This is a genomic window from Kribbella sp. NPDC104740 (assembly GCF_055583505.1).
On the sequence record NZ_JBVJNV010000005.1, the window covers coordinates 64457 to 79585 of the forward strand.

16 protein-coding genes are annotated in these 15129 nt (G+C 70.8%); 8 read left to right on the forward strand and 8 right to left on the reverse strand.

Annotated elements, in window-relative coordinates; genetic code table 11:
* Window positions 1-81: 81 nt before the first annotated feature.
* A complete protein-coding gene (locus ACZ6Z4_RS25865) occupies window positions 82-1503 on the forward strand; it encodes an FAD-dependent oxidoreductase (protein WP_465569381.1) in 1422 nt (473 codons plus the stop codon).
* Window positions 1503-2216 (forward strand): hypothetical protein, encoded by a 714-nt coding sequence (locus ACZ6Z4_RS25870; protein ID WP_465569383.1) that lies wholly within the window; start codon window positions 1503-1505, stop codon window positions 2214-2216. The genes ACZ6Z4_RS25865 and ACZ6Z4_RS25870 overlap by 1 nt, the downstream gene beginning before the upstream one ends.
* A gap of 289 nt (window positions 2217-2505) precedes the next feature.
* Here ACZ6Z4_RS25870 and ACZ6Z4_RS25875 read toward each other — a convergent pair whose 3' ends face one another.
* The gene (locus ACZ6Z4_RS25875; protein ID WP_465569384.1) at window positions 2506-3267 is read right to left on the reverse strand and encodes an SAM-dependent methyltransferase; all 762 of its coding nucleotides are present in this window, start codon (window positions 3265-3267) and stop codon (window positions 2506-2508) included.
* 131 nt (window positions 3268-3398) lie between these two features.
* On the opposite strand from ACZ6Z4_RS25875, the gene ACZ6Z4_RS25880 reads away from it, so the two are divergent.
* The 3 genes from ACZ6Z4_RS25880 to ACZ6Z4_RS25890 are packed head-to-tail and all read left to right on the forward strand — an operon-like array spanning window position 3399 to window position 6887.
* Window positions 3399-3977 (forward strand): dihydrofolate reductase family protein, encoded by a 579-nt coding sequence (locus ACZ6Z4_RS25880; protein ID WP_465569386.1) that lies wholly within the window; start codon window positions 3399-3401, stop codon window positions 3975-3977.
* Window positions 3978-4020: 43 nt separating this feature from the next.
* Window positions 4021-6324, forward strand: coding sequence for a glycoside hydrolase family 95 protein (locus tag ACZ6Z4_RS25885; RefSeq protein WP_465569388.1), 2304 nt, complete (start codon window positions 4021-4023; stop codon window positions 6322-6324).
* A 59-nt stretch (window positions 6325-6383) separates the two neighbouring features.
* Window positions 6384-6887: a hypothetical protein gene (locus ACZ6Z4_RS25890; RefSeq protein ID WP_465569390.1), complete on the forward strand. Its 504-nt coding sequence runs from the start codon at window positions 6384-6386 to the stop codon at window positions 6885-6887.
* Here ACZ6Z4_RS25890 and ACZ6Z4_RS25895 read toward each other — a convergent pair.
* Window positions 6884-7804 carry a helix-turn-helix domain-containing protein gene (locus ACZ6Z4_RS25895; RefSeq protein ID WP_465569392.1) on the reverse strand — a complete coding sequence of 307 codons (921 nt, stop codon included), beginning with the start codon at window positions 7802-7804 and terminating at the stop codon, window positions 6884-6886. The two genes, ACZ6Z4_RS25890 and ACZ6Z4_RS25895, sit on opposite strands and share 4 nt — an antisense overlap.
* Window positions 7805-7982: 178 nt before the next feature.
* Between ACZ6Z4_RS25895 and ACZ6Z4_RS25900 the strand changes: the two genes are divergently transcribed.
* Entirely contained in the window at window positions 7983-8315 is a 333-nt protein-coding gene (locus ACZ6Z4_RS25900) for a PadR family transcriptional regulator (protein WP_363677177.1), read from the forward strand.
* Entirely contained in the window at window positions 8312-9592 is a 1281-nt protein-coding gene (locus ACZ6Z4_RS25905) for a DUF1700 domain-containing protein (RefSeq protein ID WP_465569394.1), read from the forward strand. Before ACZ6Z4_RS25900 ends, ACZ6Z4_RS25905 begins: the two co-directional genes overlap by 4 nt.
* Window positions 9593-9604: 12 nt before the next feature.
* On the opposite strand, the gene ACZ6Z4_RS25910 is transcribed toward ACZ6Z4_RS25905, so the two are convergent.
* From ACZ6Z4_RS25910 to ACZ6Z4_RS25925, 4 genes are all read right to left on the reverse strand, one after another.
* The gene (locus tag ACZ6Z4_RS25910) at window positions 9605-10318 is read right to left on the reverse strand and encodes a GNAT family N-acetyltransferase (protein WP_465569395.1); all 714 of its coding nucleotides are present in this window, start codon (window positions 10316-10318) and stop codon (window positions 9605-9607) included.
* A 34-nt stretch (window positions 10319-10352) separates the two neighbouring features.
* A complete protein-coding gene (locus tag ACZ6Z4_RS25915; RefSeq protein ID WP_465569398.1) occupies window positions 10353-11348 on the reverse strand; it encodes an adenylate/guanylate cyclase domain-containing protein in 996 nt (331 codons plus the stop codon).
* Window positions 11326-11733, reverse strand: a complete 408-nt coding sequence (locus tag ACZ6Z4_RS25920; RefSeq protein WP_363677184.1) for a cyclic nucleotide-binding domain-containing protein — start codon at window positions 11731-11733, stop codon at window positions 11326-11328. The genes ACZ6Z4_RS25915 and ACZ6Z4_RS25920 overlap by 23 nt, the downstream gene beginning before the upstream one ends.
* Before the next feature lie 65 nt (window positions 11734-11798).
* Window positions 11799-12416, reverse strand: a complete 618-nt coding sequence (locus tag ACZ6Z4_RS25925; protein ID WP_465569400.1) for a TetR/AcrR family transcriptional regulator — start codon at window positions 12414-12416, stop codon at window positions 11799-11801.
* 60 nt (window positions 12417-12476) lie between these two features.
* Here ACZ6Z4_RS25925 and ACZ6Z4_RS25930 point away from each other — a divergent pair, with 60 nt between their 5' ends.
* Window positions 12477-13136 carry a hemerythrin domain-containing protein gene (locus ACZ6Z4_RS25930; protein WP_465569403.1) on the forward strand — a complete coding sequence of 220 codons (660 nt, stop codon included), beginning with the start codon at window positions 12477-12479 and terminating at the stop codon, window positions 13134-13136.
* Here ACZ6Z4_RS25930 and ACZ6Z4_RS25935 read toward each other — a convergent pair.
* The gene (locus ACZ6Z4_RS25935) at window positions 13093-13911 is read right to left on the reverse strand and encodes a class I SAM-dependent methyltransferase (protein ID WP_465569405.1); all 819 of its coding nucleotides are present in this window, start codon (window positions 13909-13911) and stop codon (window positions 13093-13095) included. The genes ACZ6Z4_RS25930 and ACZ6Z4_RS25935 overlap by 44 nt on opposite strands.
* On the reverse strand, window positions 13908-15116 hold the full coding sequence (locus tag ACZ6Z4_RS25940; protein WP_465569406.1) for a 3,4-dihydroxy-2-butanone-4-phosphate synthase: 1209 nt from the start codon (window positions 15114-15116) through the stop codon (window positions 13908-13910). The genes ACZ6Z4_RS25935 and ACZ6Z4_RS25940 overlap by 4 nt, the downstream gene beginning before the upstream one ends.
* Window positions 15117-15129: the final 13 nt, after the last annotated feature.

Below are 15129 nucleotides of genomic sequence, written 5' to 3' on the forward strand. Positions count from 1 at the left end.
TCTTGACTCCTGTCGAATCAAGAGGCAAGGTGGGGCTCGTTGATTAGATGAACTTCGATACAGCGAGAGTGGGGACGGATCGTGAGTGAGCAGAACACCGCCGTGTCGCCGGCGGGACCGGTCGTGGTCATCGGAGCAGGACCGATCGGTCTGGCCGCCGCCGCACACCTGGCCGAACGCGGCCTCGACTTCCTGGTGCTCGAGTCCGGACCGGGAGTCGCCGCCGCGGTCGACGAGTGGCGGCACGTCAAGCTGTTCAGCCCGTGGCGCTACGACATCGACAGCGCGGCCCGCCGCCTGCTCGAGCAGACCGGCTGGGTGCAGCCCGACCTCGGCACACTGCCAACCGGCGGCGACCTGATCGACTCCTACCTCGAACCGCTCACCAAGACCCCCGCGCTCAACGACAGGATCCGGTACGACGCGACCGTCGTCGCCGTCACCCGCGAGGGCTTCGACCGGGTCCGCACCACTGGACGCGAGCAGGCGCCGTTCCTGATCCGGCTGGCCGACGGTGCCGAGATCCTCGCGTCCGCGGTGATCGACGCAGCCGGCACCTGGCGGCGCCCGAACGTGCTCGGCGGTTCCGGGATCCCGGCCCGCGGCGAAGCTGCGATCGCCGACGGCATCGCCCACGCGCTGCCCGACGTCCTCGGCCGCGACCGCGACCGGTACGCCGGACGTCGTACCGCTGTCGTCGGAGCGGGCCACTCCGCCGCTACGACGCTTCTCGACCTCGGGACTCTGGCTGAGCAGGCGCCCGGCACCGAGATCGTGTGGGTCGTCCGCGGCACCGACCAGGCGCGCACGTACGGCGGTGGCGACGCCGACGAGCTGCCCGCGCGCGGCGCTCTGGGCAGCCGGCTGAAGAAGCTCGTCCGGTCCGGTCACGTCGAGCTGGTGAGCAGCTTCCGCATCGACAGCGCCTCCCGCACGGCGGACGGCAGGATCGAGCTGGCCGCCGGAGAGCAGCGCGTCGTCGCGGACACCGTGGTCAACTCGACCGGCTTCCGGCCCGATCACGACATGGTCGGCGAGCTACGGTTGGACCTGGACCCGATCATGGGATCGACGCGCGCTCTGGCGCCGCTCATCGACCCGAACCAGCACTCCTGTGGGACGGTCCCGCCGCACGGTGCCGACCAGCTGTCCCACCCCGAACCGGGGTACTACGCGGTCGGCGCGAAGTCCTACGGCCGGGCGCCGACGTTCCTGCTGGCCACGGGGTACGAGCAGGCTCGCTCGGTGGTCGCCGCGCTCGCCGGGGACTGGGCGGCGGCACGCGACGTACAGCTCGACCTTCCCGAGACCGGTGTCTGCTCCTCGAACCTGGCCTACGGGGACTCCACCGCGGAGACCGCCGGCGGATGCTGCGGACCGGCGCCACAAGCCGCCGCAAGCTCCGCTCCGGCCGGGCGGGGCCTCGCGACCGGTATCAGCGGCGGCCTGCTGACCGTGATCGACGACCAGCCGGCCTCGTCGAGCTCGGGCTGCTGCGGCTGATGCACCCTGCGACGGTCGCCGCGGCCGGAAGCGGCGTCCGTTCCGGCGTGCCTCGCCGCCTGGTGGCAGCGTTGGCCGTCACCCAGACCGTCGGGTACGGCGTTCTGTACTACGCCTTCGGCGTTCTGCTCGGTCCGATCAGCCGAGACCTCGGCGTCACGACGGCGACCGTCGCGGGTGCACTCGCCACCCCGGTCCTCGTCGCCAAGGCCTCCGCCCCGCTCGGCGCCGCTCTCCTGGCCGCGGCCGCCGGGTCCCGCCCGGTGATCCTCGCCGTCGGCGGAGCGTGCATCAGCGCGGGTCTTCTGCTCTTCAGCACGTCACGCACGCTGCCGCGCCACCAGAGGTCAGTGGAGCGGCAACGCATCGAGGACGGCCGCGAGGGCGCTCGGATCCCGCCGGGCGATGTTGTGGCCCACCGGGATCTCGTGGAAGTTCCACGTCGGGTCGTTGCGGAGGCGGGCGGCCAGGGTGGTGAAAGGGGTGCCGGGCCAGTCGCCGCCGCTGATGAAGGTTCGCGCGTACGGCGGGGTGGTGGGCGGCGGCAGGGTGATCGACTGGAGGAAGCTGGGGAGCGGGTGGGGCGGGCTCTTGGGTCCATACCCTCGGGGACCGCGACCCAGCGGCCGTCGGGGTGGGCGCCGGTGATGAAGAGGTTGCGGAAGGTGTCAGTGGTGAGGGACCAGCAGGAGTCGCCGTCGGTGGGGACGTAGGCGTCGATGAAGACCAGGTGGGTGAGGCGTTCGGGGAGGCGGGCGGCGGCGCCTGCGATGACCAGGCCGGCGTAGCTGTGGCCGCAGAGGGTCAGGGGGCCTTCCACTCCGGCGATGAGGTCGGTGAGTTGGGTGATGTGCGTGGTCAGGTTGGGCGGAACGGGTGGGCGGTCGTCGTCGAGGCCGGCGAGGGTGATCGCTTCTGCTTCGTGGCCGGCCGAGCGGAGTTCTGCAGTGACGGCGTCGAAGGCCCACGCGCCCTGCCAGCCGCCGGGGACGAGGAGGTACTTCACGCCGGGTTCCGGGTGGCGATGACACGGGTGAGGCCGAGGGTTCGGCCTTCGTCGGCGCGGAGCATTTGGGCTTCCTCCTGGTCGGGGGCGCCGCGGTAGAGGTCGCAGGCGTCGTTCCATTGGAGCCAGTCTTGCCAGCTGTTCGGGAGGTGGTCGGCGGTGTCGACGGTGACCAGGCCGGTTTTGGTCCAGTGGTGGCGCCACCACGTGGGGCTGTGCCAGGCGCAGAAGTCCCATTTCCAGTACGGCGTGAGGTGCGGGGGCGGGAAGGTCTCGTAGTCCTCGAGCGGGCCGGGTTGGGAGATGGCCAGTTGGGCGCCGGGTTTGAGGAGGCGGGTGAGGTAGCCGAGGTAGAGGTCGTCGGTGCCGAAGTAGTGGTAGGCGCCGATGCTGATGGCGGCGTCGAAGAAGTCGTCGGCGTACGGGAGGGTGTGGGCCTCGGCGTGGATGGGGTGGACCTGGTCCTCAAGGCCGGCTTCGGTGATGCGGTGGAGGTTTTCGTCGGGGTGGATCCAGAGGTCGGTGGCCCAGACCTCCACGCCGAACTCGCGGGCCAGGAAGATCGAGCTCAACGCCGTACCGCAGCCGAGGTCGAGGACTCTTTGACCCGGCCGGAGGGACATCAGTGAGGTGAGGGCTTCGGCTTGCCAGAGGGGGTTGGGGCCCATGGCGGCGTCGACCATCCAGCGGGCGGAGTAGGTGGCGGAGCGGGGGTAGCGGTCGTTGCGCAGCATGAGGGTCAGCTCGGCGTCGTCCATGGGTTTCGAGTCTGGGGACGGGAGAGATCCCCAGCAAAGGATTTTCGGCGACGGGTGTCGGATCGGGGGTGCGGGGTTCGTTGGAGGGGTGAGTGGCCGAGCGACGGCCGCCGGACGCAAGGAGTACGACAGTGACGGTCAGTTACACCTATGACATCTTCGCCAGCCTCGACGGCTTCGGGTCGCACACCGGGGACTGGGGTGGCTACTGGAGCAAGCAGGGGCCGGAGTTCCTGGCGCGGCGGGCCGCGCAGTACGGCGTACCGCAGCGGATGGTGTACGGCGCGGCGACGTACCGGTTGAACGCGGCGATGCTCGCGGGGGCCGACGGGATGGACGAGTGGATCGGACGGATGAAGGCGCTGCCGGCGACGGTCGTGTCGAACACGCTCGAAGGCCCGCTCGACTGGCCCGACGCCACGCTGGAGAGCGGGGACGCGGTCGAGGTCGTCAGGCAGCTGAAGGAGGAGTCCGACGTACCGCTGCGCTCGCACGGGAGCGTGTCGCTGAACCTTGCGCTGATGGCCGCCGGTCTGGTCGACCGGGTGCAGCTGACGATCTTCCCGGTGCTCACCGGGCAGACCGGCCAGGTCCCGGTGTTCGCGGGCGCTGCGGACTTCGATCTGGAGCTGCTGGAGAGCCACACGCTCGACGGCAACATCCAGGAGCTGATCTACAGGCCGACGCTGCACCAGGAGTCCAGGATCTGAGGGGTTGCGGCCATCGCACGAGCGGCGCGCTTAGGGTGTGGCGGTGCTTAAGCGTGAGGTGGTCGAGCGGGTCGCGGGTGCCGGGAAGTCTGCGGGGCGGCTTTGGTACGAACGGGCCGCGGAGCGGTGGTTCGAGGCGTTGCCGGTGGGGAACGGGAGCGTTGGGGGGATGGTGTTCTCCGGGGTCGACGCCGAGCGGGTGCGGTTGTCGGCGTCTACTGCTTGGTCGGGGGCGCCGGGGGACAGTGATGTGAGTACGACGGCGTTGAAGTACCTGCCGCAGATTCGGCGGCTTCTGCTGAGAGGTGAGTACGCCGAGGCGCAGGCGCTGGCGGGGGAGCATCTGCTGGGGCGGCCGTCGGCGTTCGGGACGAACGTGGCGTTGCCGGAGTTGGTGGTCGAGCACGGGCTCGACGGGGAGGTCGAGGGGTACGAGCGGTCCTTGGAGTTGGACGACGCGATCGTGCGGTCGGGGTTCCGGCGGGGTGGTAACAGCGTCCAGCGGGAAGTGTTTGCGAGCAACGTCGCGGGGGTGCTGGTCGTCAGGGTGACGAGCAGTGCGCCGGTGAGTCATCGGGTCGGCTTCAGTGAGGACGCGATTCCGGCTGAGGTGACCGTCGAGGGTGATCGGCTGGTGCTGCGGGGGCAGGCGTACGAGGAGCTGCACAGCAACGGGAAGGTCGGGGCGACCGTCGAGATCCACGCTCGGGTGATCACCGACGGGGTGATCGAGGAGGACGAGGACGGACTGCGGGTCAGCAACGCCACCACGGTGACCGTTGTGGTTGCTGTGGGCACCGATTGGCTGGGGGCGGATCCGGCGCAGGCTGCGGCGTTGCTGGAGGTGCCGGCGTACGACGTACTGAAGCGGGAGCACGTTGAGGATCACGCGGCGCTGATGGGGCGGGTGAGCTTCGACCTCCAAGGCGACACCAACCCGAAGCCGACCGATGAGCGGCGCAGACTACTTGCTGAAGGCAACGAAGACGCGGGCTTGATCGCGCTGTACTTCCAGTACGGGAGGTACCTGACGATCGCCGGGTCGCGCGCCGACTCACCGCTCCCCCTTGCGCTGCAGGGATTGTGGAACGACGGCCGCGCCTCCGGCGGCCCGTGGACCAACGACTACCACCTCGACATCAACACCCAGCAGAACTACTGGGCCACCGAGATCACCAACCTCGGCGAGTGTCACCCGCCGTTGTTCGGCCTGATCGACCGGCTTCGGGCGAGCGGGAGCAAGACCGCCGCCGAGATGTACGGCGCACCCGGCTGGGTCTCGCACACCGTGTCGAACGCGTGGAGCTACAGCGCGCCGGGCTGGGGGCTCGGCTGGGGCTTGCACGTGACGAGCGGGATCTGGATCTCGCTGCAGCTGTGGGAGCACTTCGAGTACCACCGCGATCTCGACTTCCTCGCGACCAGGGCGTACCCGGTCCTGAAGGACGCGGCGCAGTTCTTCCTGGCCTACCTGACCGAGGACCCGGAGACCGGCTACCTGCTCAGCGGACCGTCGGACTCCCCCGAGAACTGGTACCTGACGCCCGACGGCGAGAAGGCGTCGCTTTCGCTGGGCAACACGACCGACCGGGTGCTGATCGACGCGCTCTTCCGGATCTGTGGTGAGGCGTCCGAGCTGCTGAACGTCGACGAGGACTTCCGCGCCGAGACCGCGAAGGCCCGCGCGAAGCTGCCGCCGTTCCAGATCGGGAAGCACGGGCAGCTGCAGGAGTGGCTGCACGACTTCGACGAGGCCGAGCCGAACCACCGGCACACCTCGCACCTGATCGCGCTCTACCCCGAGCGGCAGATCACGCCCCGGACGACGCCGGAGCTCGCGCGGGCGGCCGAGGTGATCATCGACCGGCGGCAGGGCGCGGACGGGTGGGAGCAGACCGAGTGGGTCGAGGCGAACCTGATCGCGTTCTACGCGCGCCTGCAGAAGGGCGATCTCGCGCTGCAGCACGTCCGGTCGCTGATCGCCGACGCGAGCGAGGCGAACCTGCTGTCGTACTCCGTGGCCGGCATCGCGGGGGTCGACGAGAACGTGTACGCCTTCGACGGGAACTCGGGCGGGACCGGCGCGATGGCCGAGCTGTTCGTGCAGTCGACCGGGACCGAGATCGAGCTGTTGCCGGCGCTGCCGGGCAGTTGGCCGACCGGGAGCGTCACCGGACTGCGGGCGCGTGGCGGGTACACGGTCGACCTCGCATGGGCGGACGGGAAGCTCACCGCAGCCGAGATCACCGCCGCGGAGCGCTCGACGCCGCAGCAGGTCCGACTGGGTGACGAGCTGGTCGACCTGGATCTCCAGCCGGGCGAGACCACCCGGATCACCGTCGCCTAGACCTCGCGCACCGGTCGCCGGCTCCATCAGCTGGACCCACAGCGTCCTACGCTGACGAAATGCTGAAGATCGGTCTGGTCGCCGCCACACTCTGTACGGCGGCGGTCCTGACCGGCTGCGGCCCCGGCTACATCCCCTCCCAGGTCGGCCTCACCGTGGACACGACCGGCCGCCCGGTGATCGTCCTGGAGGACTGCAAGGAGGGAGAGCTCGTCGAGTTGCAGCTGTTCGACGAGTCCCGCAAGGACACGAAGCTGCCGATCGCCCAGTACACAACGTCAAAGGGCGCGAAATCGGTCCAGCAGTTCCCACTGGCGACCGGCGACGCGCGCTGGAAGCCCGTCACGGCTGTACCGGAGTTACGGCCGGGGACGTCGTACAAGATCCGGAGCTGGGCCGAGAAGCACCAGTCGTTCGGCGGGCTGACGGTCTTCACTCCGGAGGACCTGAAGACGCTCAAGCCCGGCGAGATCCGGTACGGCGTACAGCAGGGTTCGCCCGACTACAAGGACGTTTACCGCGTCACGTCGCTCGACGAGTTCACGCCTACCCGCTGCGACTAGCCGGCGACGAACTCCATCGGGTCGCCGAAGCCGAGGTCGGTGACGCCGGCGCTGTGGAAGGCGCCGACCAGGACGCAGCGCCGGTGCGCGGCGAAGGTGAGCACGTGCGCGACCATTCCGCCGTACGTGAAGACCCGGGGTGGTTCGCAGGTGGTGTCGACGAAGCTCTCGTCGAAGCGGCCCTCGTCGTTCAGACGGTTGACCAGGGCAACGAACCGGGCGCCGGCGTCGGCGTGCCGGGTGCGCAGCTCCGGGATCGGCGTGGTCACGTCGCGGCCGCACTCCGGCACCTGGAACGGCCGGTCCTCGACCGAGGCCAGCCACATCTCCTCCTGCCAGACCAGCCGGTCCAGCAGGTACCGGATCGAGGTGTCGTCGTCGATCCCCTCGACCGACAGCTCGATCGGCCGGTCCAGCGCCGCGGCGTCGAGCCGGGCCCCGCGTTCGATCAGTTCACCGGTGAGCCACGCGTGGTGCTCGACCATCCGGACCAGAACGTCCATCCCTCTCACCTTTCTCCTCGCCGGCAGCCGGAGCCCTGCCGGTGGCTGGAAGTGCACGCCGCTCGGTGCGGCCAGGAAGAACACCCGGGACGGCTCGCCGCGCCAGCTGCGCGGCGACATCCCGTACGCCCGCGCGAACGCCCGGGTGAACGCCTCGTGCGAGCCGTAGCCCGCGTCGACCGCGATCTCCAGCACGCCGACGTCCTCGGCCAGCAGCCGGTACGCCGCCCGTTCGAGCAGCAGCCGGCGCCGGAACGCGGCGGGCGACTCGCCCGCGGCCGCGCTGATCACCCGGTCGAAGTGGAACCGGGACAGGTAGGCGCGGCGGGCGAGCGTCGTACCGGTCGCCGCCGGGGCGGAGCCGTCCAGGCTCTCCGCGACGGCGGCCACGAAGTCGGCGTACACGTCGGTCATGGGTCCACTGTGCGGCCTGGAGGCCGGGACGGACTTGATCGAACTTGCGCAACCGGACCGATGTTGATGATGCGGACTACTGCGGGATGTGTAGTAGTGTGAACGGCAGAGCACCGCCGGTCCGGTCTGAGGGGCCCGGGGCGGCGGTGCGCCGGACGTGGACGAGCGGGAGAGGCCGATGGATCCGAGTCAGTTGCTCAAAGGCGTGCTGGACCTGGCGGTGCTCGCCGTCCTGCGCGACGCCGACGGGTACGGCTACGACGTGCTCCGGCGGCTGCGCGCCGCCGGGCTCGAGGACGTCGCCGACGCCTCGGTGTACGGGACGCTGCGGCGGCTGTTCGCGGCCGGCGCGCTGACGTCGTACGTGCAGCCGAGCGAGGAGGGCCCGCACCGCAAGTACTACGGGCTGAACCCGATCGGTCTCACCCTGCTGGCCGAGTCCACCAAGACCTGGAACCACTTCGCCGGCACGATGGCGGGCCTGCTGACCACCAAGGAGGAGGCAGCGTGAACAGCACCTTGACCGGGACGATCGCGACCTATCTGGCGCAGGTCAAGGCGGAGCTGTCCGACCTGCCGCCGGGTGAGCTCGAGGACGTGCTCGACGACGTCGCGAGCCACCTCACCGAGGTCGCGGCCGAGTTCCAGCAGGAGCCGACCGAGGGTCAGCTGTGGGAACGCCTCGGCACCCCTCGCCAGTACGCCGACCAGCTGCGCACCGCGGCCGGGTACCCGGCGTCCACGCGACCGCCGGAGCTGAACGAGAGCGCCGCCGAGAAGGCGCTGCGCTGGGGCATCATCGCGGGGATCTTCGGGCCGTTCCTGGTGCTGATCGGGCTGCTCACCGCGTCGCCGGGGCCGGCTGGGTTCCTCGGGCTGATCGGGCTGGCGGTGCTGTTCGCCGCCGCGTTCCTCGGCGTACGGGCCCTGGGCAACAACAGCCCGCGGGCGGTGCTGGACACGCCGCGCGGTGCGCAGGGTGCGGAGTTCGTCCGCGGGCTGATCGCGCAGATCCCGCCGAACGTGCGGACCGAGCTGGTCAGCGTCGGGCAGCCGGTCTGGTGGGTGTTCCGCGGCGCGATGGGCGGCGGCGGGTTCTTCGCGCTGTTCGGCGCCGGGGCCGTCGCGGTCGTGGGTGCGATCGCGGGCGCCGGGGTGTCGATCTGGATCGGGCGGCGCAGCCAGCAGGACCGGCGCTGGCTCTGGTACGTCGTACCGCTGAACGTGATCGCGGTCCTGGCGGTCCCGGCGGCCCTCGCCGGGAGCTTCGTCGGGGCGTCGAACGGGCTGTTCTCGTTGCGCACCTACGACGACCGGAGCGGCGGCCCGTCGTACCAGAACGGGCTGGTGCTCGACGGCGAGCCGATCAACAACCTGTACCCGTTCGACGAGCAGGGGCGGCAGGTCAGCGTCCGGCTGTACACGGAGAACGGGCAGCCGCTCAACCTGCCGCTGAGCGACTGCGCGAACACCTACGGCCGGGGCGGGAGCACGGTCAGCAACCTGTTCCCGCAGCCGGTGATCGAGCCGGACTCCCCGACCGGGGAGTACAACCCGGACACGGGTGAGGAGATGGGCTGCAAGGACAGCACGAAGGCGCCGTTCGTGCCGCCGCCGGCGCCCGCGACACCGACCGCGCCGACCCCGGCACCGACCGGTGGGCCGAGCGCGAACCCGACGCCGACGCCGAACCCGACGCCGACCTCCGGGACCGCCAAGCCGACGCCGACCCCCAGCGCGAAGCCGTCGACCGGCGTCACGCTGACCGTCCCGCCGCCGACCCGCTGACGTCTCGCTGGGCTACAGGTGCGCCGCCCCGACCGGGTGGTACCGGTAGCCCAGCTTGCGGTACAGCCCGATCGCGGTTTCGTTGCCGCCATCAACCATCAGCCCGACCCGCCCGTGCCGCTTCACCAGCTCAGTGGTGACGAACGCGCACACCTGCCGCGACAGCCCGCGGCCGCGCGCTGCCGGTCGCGTCGCGACCCCGGCGACGAATCCGACCTCCGGCGCACTCCAGGCGTCGGCCGCGACGCTCAGCAGCTCGCCGGACTCCTCGATGCCGGCCCAGCGGTTGATCCCGCGGTCCCCCGGCCAGGCGTACGACGTCGGCGAGGCCTGCTCGAGCAGCTCGGCGACGCCGGTGTCGTCCGAGAACCAGCGCGCGGTGACGGTCTCGACCGGTGCCTCGTCGATCTCCATCCAGCCGAAGGTCGCGCGCAGGTTCAGCTCCGGGATGCGGTCGACGAGCCCGCGGATCAGCTCCTCGTCGCCGAACGGCCGGTACGCCGTACCGACGATCCCGAGGACGTCCCGGACCAGCGGTGCCGCATCGTCGACCGGACCGTGGACGACGATGCGGTCGTGCCGGGACAGGTCGGGCGCCACGACGGCGACCGCGTCCCCGGCGGACCAGGCCCGGTTGCCGTCGGTGAGGCCTTGGGCGGCCCACAGGACCTTCGCGTCGCCGTCGGCGGCCGTGGACAACTCCGCCGGGCTCAAGATTTCACGCACTCAACCATTGTCCCAACAACCACCAGGGATCGACTCAGTGGTTGTGCTGCAGCGCGTACGGCGTGAGGTGGTGGTAGCCGCGGACGCTCACCCGGCGGAGGCGGCGCAGGTGGTACGACGTGTGGCCGTCCAGCGCGGCCGCCAGCTCGCGGTCGACCAGGACCCGGCCGGGCTTGCACTCCGATGTGAGCCGGGCGGCGAGGTTGACGGTCTCGCCGTACACGTCGCCTAGGCGGATCAGGATCCCGCCGTACGCGAGGCCGATCCGCAGGTCGGGCAGGTCCTCGACGCTCGCGACGTGGTCCTGGAGAGCGAGTGCGACAGCGGCGCCCTGCGCAGCGGTGTCGGTGACGAACAGGACCTCGTCGCCGATCGACTTGATCACCCGGCCGCCGTTCTGCGCGACGACGTCGGCGGCCATGCCCTCGAAGCGCTCGATCAGCTCGCCGAGCTCGGCCTCGGTCAGGCGGCGGGTCAGGCGGGTGTAGCTGACGATGTCGGCGAACCCGACGGCGCGGATCCCGCGGGCCAACTCGTCGGAGCCGGCCACCGAACGGCCCGCGGCAGCGGCGAGGTGGCGCCGCCAGACGTAGGTCTGCAGCTTCTCCATCGCGGGCAGCAGCATCCCGGCGACCTCGATCGCCTCGTCGGCCGGGAGCTTCGCGTGCGCGAGGAAGTCGAGGAACATCGCCGACTGCCAGGACGCGAGGCGGGACTGGGTCTGGCCGAGCTTGCGCGCGAGCGAGGACTCGACCGACGGGTCGATGAAGCCGTCGTCCTCCAGCGCGGCGACCAGCCGGAGCGCTTCGACGTCGTCCGCGGTGAACGCGACCTCGTCGTCCGGGACGGTCGCGAACCCGAGCGCGCGCCACATCCGCTCGGCGCGCTCGTACGAGATCCCGGCCCGCTCGGAGACCTGCAGGCGGGTGAACGTCCGCTCGCCACCGAGCAGCGTGCGCTCGAACTCCTTCGCCAGCGCCCCGAGGTCAGGCGGAGCCGCGGCGGGCTCAGGCGTCGGGCTGGGGGCCACGGCGTTCGGCGATGGTGGCGTCGATGGCGTCGCGGAAGTTGGGCAGGCGAGTGGTCAGGTCGTCGAACTTCTCCCGGGTGAAGTGCAGCAGCTGCAGCCGGGACCGGGCCGTGACCGTTGCCGTGCGCAAGCGGTTCTGCCGGACCGCGACCTCGCCGGCGATGTCGCCCGGGCCGAGCTCGGCGATCTCCTCGCCCTTGACCCGCACCGAGGCGGTGCCGGCCAGGATCAGGTACGCCGCGTCCGGCGGCGTCTGCTCCAGGATCAGCGACCAGCCCGCCGGGACCGAGACCTCTTCGCCGGCCCGGAAGATGTCCTTGATCTCACGGCCGGACAGGTCCGCGAACAACGGCAGATCCCTGGGGGACGTCCTACCAAACGCCACGTCGATCCTCCGAGCCACAGATGATGTTTCCCGTCGGTAACTCTAACGCTTGAACCGCCCGGGGGTCACCCGCGCCCGGGATCCAGTACGGCGTACGCCTGCTCCCGCAGCCAGTCCTCGGCTGCGTCCCACGTCCAGCCGCAGTCGCGGACGAGCGTCCGCCAAGCGCCGAAGCCGAACGTCAGCCAGAGCACGTCCGCCACCTTCTCCACGCTCAGATCGACCGCCTTCAGCGCGATCAGGTGGTCGGCCGCTTCTCTCAGGGCCGCCCGGTACGCCGTGGTGCTGTCGCGCCACGCCTGTTCGGCGACCTCGTGCGCGCCCAGCGCGGAGTAGATGACGTCGACCGCCTCCTCCTGCTCCGCGTTGGCCTGCCTCGTCCCGGCGGCCAGCTCGGTCAGCGCTCCCCGCAGGTCCGCGCTCGCGCGCACCCGGTCCAGCACGGCGCTCGCGTCCGACTCCTGGATGCTCAGGCCGATGATCTCGGCGAGGATCTCGGGCTTGTTGCCGACGCTGGCGTACACGGTCTTCACCGAGACCCCGGCCGCCGTCGCGATCTCGGTCACCGGGACGCGGGCGTAGCCCTGCGCCGCGAACAGCCGGCGGGCGGCGTCGACGATGTCCCGACGGGTGCCGGCGGCAACTTCTTGCCGTCGTGGGGAGTGGTAGGACCGCGGCGTCATGGGTTCAGGCTACGCTGGCAGAAATCATTAGAAACACCTTCACCTGAATTTGGAGTCACCGTGAACGAGGGCCTGCGGCTGTACGACGAACTGATCGCGGTGCACACGATCATGCGGCGCAGCACCGCGCTGGTCGTGGACGCACTGCTGGCCGTGGACGCCGGCCGCCCGGTGCAGGTGAAGGCGCTGGTCAAGCTGATCGCCTGGCAGGCCGGGTTCATCCACCATCACCACGAGAGCGAGGACGAGCTGTTCTGGCCACTGCTGCGGGCGCGCTTTCCGGAGGTGGTCGCGGAACTGGACGCCCTGTCGGTCGAGCACGACAAGCTGGACGTGGCACTGGAGCAGCTCTCGGCGCAGGCCGTCGCTCTGGGCACCGCTGCCGCCGGCCGGTCAGCGTTTCCTGCCCAGCCGGGGGCGATCCTGACCGCCGCGCTCGAGGTCCGGGACGTCCTCGCCGGCCATCTCGACACCGAGGAACCGATCCTGCGCGAGCTGTTCCCCGACGTACCGGCCGACGAGATCGTCAAGCTCCGCAAGGCGATCGTCGCCGGCGCCCCGAAGGCCGGGCCCGAGTGGGTGCTCGGTCTGATGGAGAATCCCACTCGAGCCCAGGGCTACGACATCATGATGGCCAACTTCCCAGCGCCGGTCCGCTGGCTGCGGCCGCTGCTGCTCAGCCGCTACGCGAAAGCGCGGGCTGCGCTCGCGGTGGACTGACCAGCCGCGCCCCGATCAGTAGGATCGGTGGGCGGCGGCGGTGGATCGCCAGGTGGGGCTTGCTGTCCACCTGCGCGCGGGTTGGTTGCGGTTCCCGCAGGGCTTCGATCGTGAAACCCTGCCCGAGCAGGGTTTCGACGGTCGAGCCGATCGTGCGGTGGTACTTGACGACGTGGTCGACGAACCAGGTTCGTTGCCTGGAGCCCTCATCGGCGTAGTCGTCGACGAGCAGGTCGGCGGCGCCGCGCGGTGCGGTGATCACGGGATGCTCGACGGAGAAGACGAAGCGGCCGCCGGGGACCAGCCAGTGGGCGACGCGGGAGACCAGGCCGGTGAAGTCCTCGACGTAGTGCAGTGCGAGGCTGCTCACCACGAGATCGAGGGACGACGCCGGCAGGTCGAGTCGCGCCAGATCCTCTTGCCGGTAACGGATCCGAGGATGTTCGGTGGCCCGGCTGAGCATGGCGGCCGACGCGTCGACCGCAACCACCCAGGCACCGGCCGAGGCCAGCCGCAGGGCGAGCTCGCCCTCGCCGCACCCGAGATCCGCGACTCGCAACCCGCCACGTCGATCGCGTCCGGTCCGACCGCGTCGATCCGCTCCTTCAGGTCCGCCCCGCCCCCCGCGCTCGCGACCGGCCTCTGCGAGCGTCCCGCCGAGCGGCAGCAGCGCGTTCATCGCCGGGATCTCCAGGTCCTCGTTCAGTCCGCGCCCGCTGCGGCGGAGCTCGCGGTAGCCGGACAGGAAGTCCGGGTCGTCGTACAACGCGGTCACAGCCAGCGGGCCAGGTCGTCGACGTCGATCATCGGCAGCTCCCAGCGCAGCGCGAACTGCTCCAGGTCGGTCGCGTCCGCCATCACGCCGTCCGGGCGCATCACCTCGCAACACACCCCGACCGGCGCGAGCCCCGCCGCTTCACAGAGCGCGACGGTCGCCTCGGTGTGCCCCTTGCGTTCGGCGAGCAGGCCCGGTCGCGCGGCCAGCGGGAAGACATGCCCGGGTCGCAGGAAGTCGGCCGCAACAGCATCCGGCGCGGCGAGCCGTCTGATGGTCGCCGCACGATCGGCCGCGCTCACACCGGTCCCGGGCAGCGACGCGAGGTCGACGGGCACATGCATCGCCGTCCCCTGCCGATCGCCTTCGCCCGGCATCGGCGGAATCTCCAGCCGCTCCAGCACGCTCGCCGCACAGGGGATCGTCGTGTGCCCACACACCTGCGTCAGCAGGAACGTCATCGCCTCCGGCCGGAACCGCTCCCCCGCGAACACCACGTCCCCCTCCCCCTCGAGCGTCGGGTCCCACACCACGACCCCGCCCCCGGCCGCCAACTGCGCGACCACCTTCTGTACGCCGACCTCCCCGCTCAGCTGCCCGGCCCACGGCAGCCGCGCGACCGCCCGCAGCAGCTCCGGCCCGTGCCCCTCCCGCGCCATCCGCGTGAGCAGGTCGCTCTCCAGGTTCACCCGGTCCCCGGCCGCGAGCCTGCCGAGCGTCGTACGCCGGAGCGTGTTCGGCACCAGCACCACCGAGAAGCGATCCTTCAGCACCTCGGCGACGGTCAGACTCACCCCGTTCAGCGCGACCGACGACTTGGCCACCAAGCGGGCCAGCTGCCGGTCGGCCGGCTTGATCCACACCCGGCGCCCGGCCGGTTCGTCGTCGATCCGCAGCACCTTGCCGACGCCGTCGACGTGCCCCTGCACCAGGTGCCCGTCGATCCGGTCGCCCGCCGCCAGCGGCAGCTCGAAGTGCACCTCGGCGCCGGCCTCGACCCGGTCGAACGTCGTCCGCCGACGCGTCTCGTCGGTCAGCGTCGCGACCAGCGCGCCCGGCGCGGCCGCCTGCATCGTCATCCGTACGCCGTCCAGACAGACGGCACCACCCTCGGCGAGCGGTACGTCGGTGTCGACGGTGATCCGGAGCGCCTCGGCGCCCACCTCCGCGACGACCGCGGTCCGCTCGATTCTTCCGGTGAACATGTGTCAGCTCCCG

Bases quoted from the DNA above. Each gene is read 5' to 3' on its own strand.
- ACZ6Z4_RS25875 (WP_465569384.1), bottom strand. From the start codon at position 3,267: ATGGACGACGCCGAGCTGACCCTCATGCTGCGCAACGACCGCTACCCC.
- ACZ6Z4_RS25895 (WP_465569392.1), bottom strand. From the start codon at position 7,804: ATGACCGACGTGTACGCCGACTTCGTGGCCGCCGTCGCGGAGAGCCTG.
- ACZ6Z4_RS25890 (WP_465569390.1), top strand. From the start codon at position 6,384: ATGCTGAAGATCGGTCTGGTCGCCGCCACACTCTGTACGGCGGCGGTC.
- ACZ6Z4_RS25940 (WP_465569406.1), bottom strand. From the start codon at position 15,116: ATGTTCACCGGAAGAATCGAGCGGACCGCGGTCGTCGCGGAGGTGGGC.
- ACZ6Z4_RS25870 (WP_465569383.1), top strand. From the start codon at position 1,503: ATGCACCCTGCGACGGTCGCCGCGGCCGGAAGCGGCGTCCGTTCCGGC.
- ACZ6Z4_RS25900 (WP_363677177.1), top strand. From the start codon at position 7,983: ATGGATCCGAGTCAGTTGCTCAAAGGCGTGCTGGACCTGGCGGTGCTC.
- ACZ6Z4_RS25925 (WP_465569400.1), bottom strand. From the start codon at position 12,416: ATGACGCCGCGGTCCTACCACTCCCCACGACGGCAAGAAGTTGCCGCC.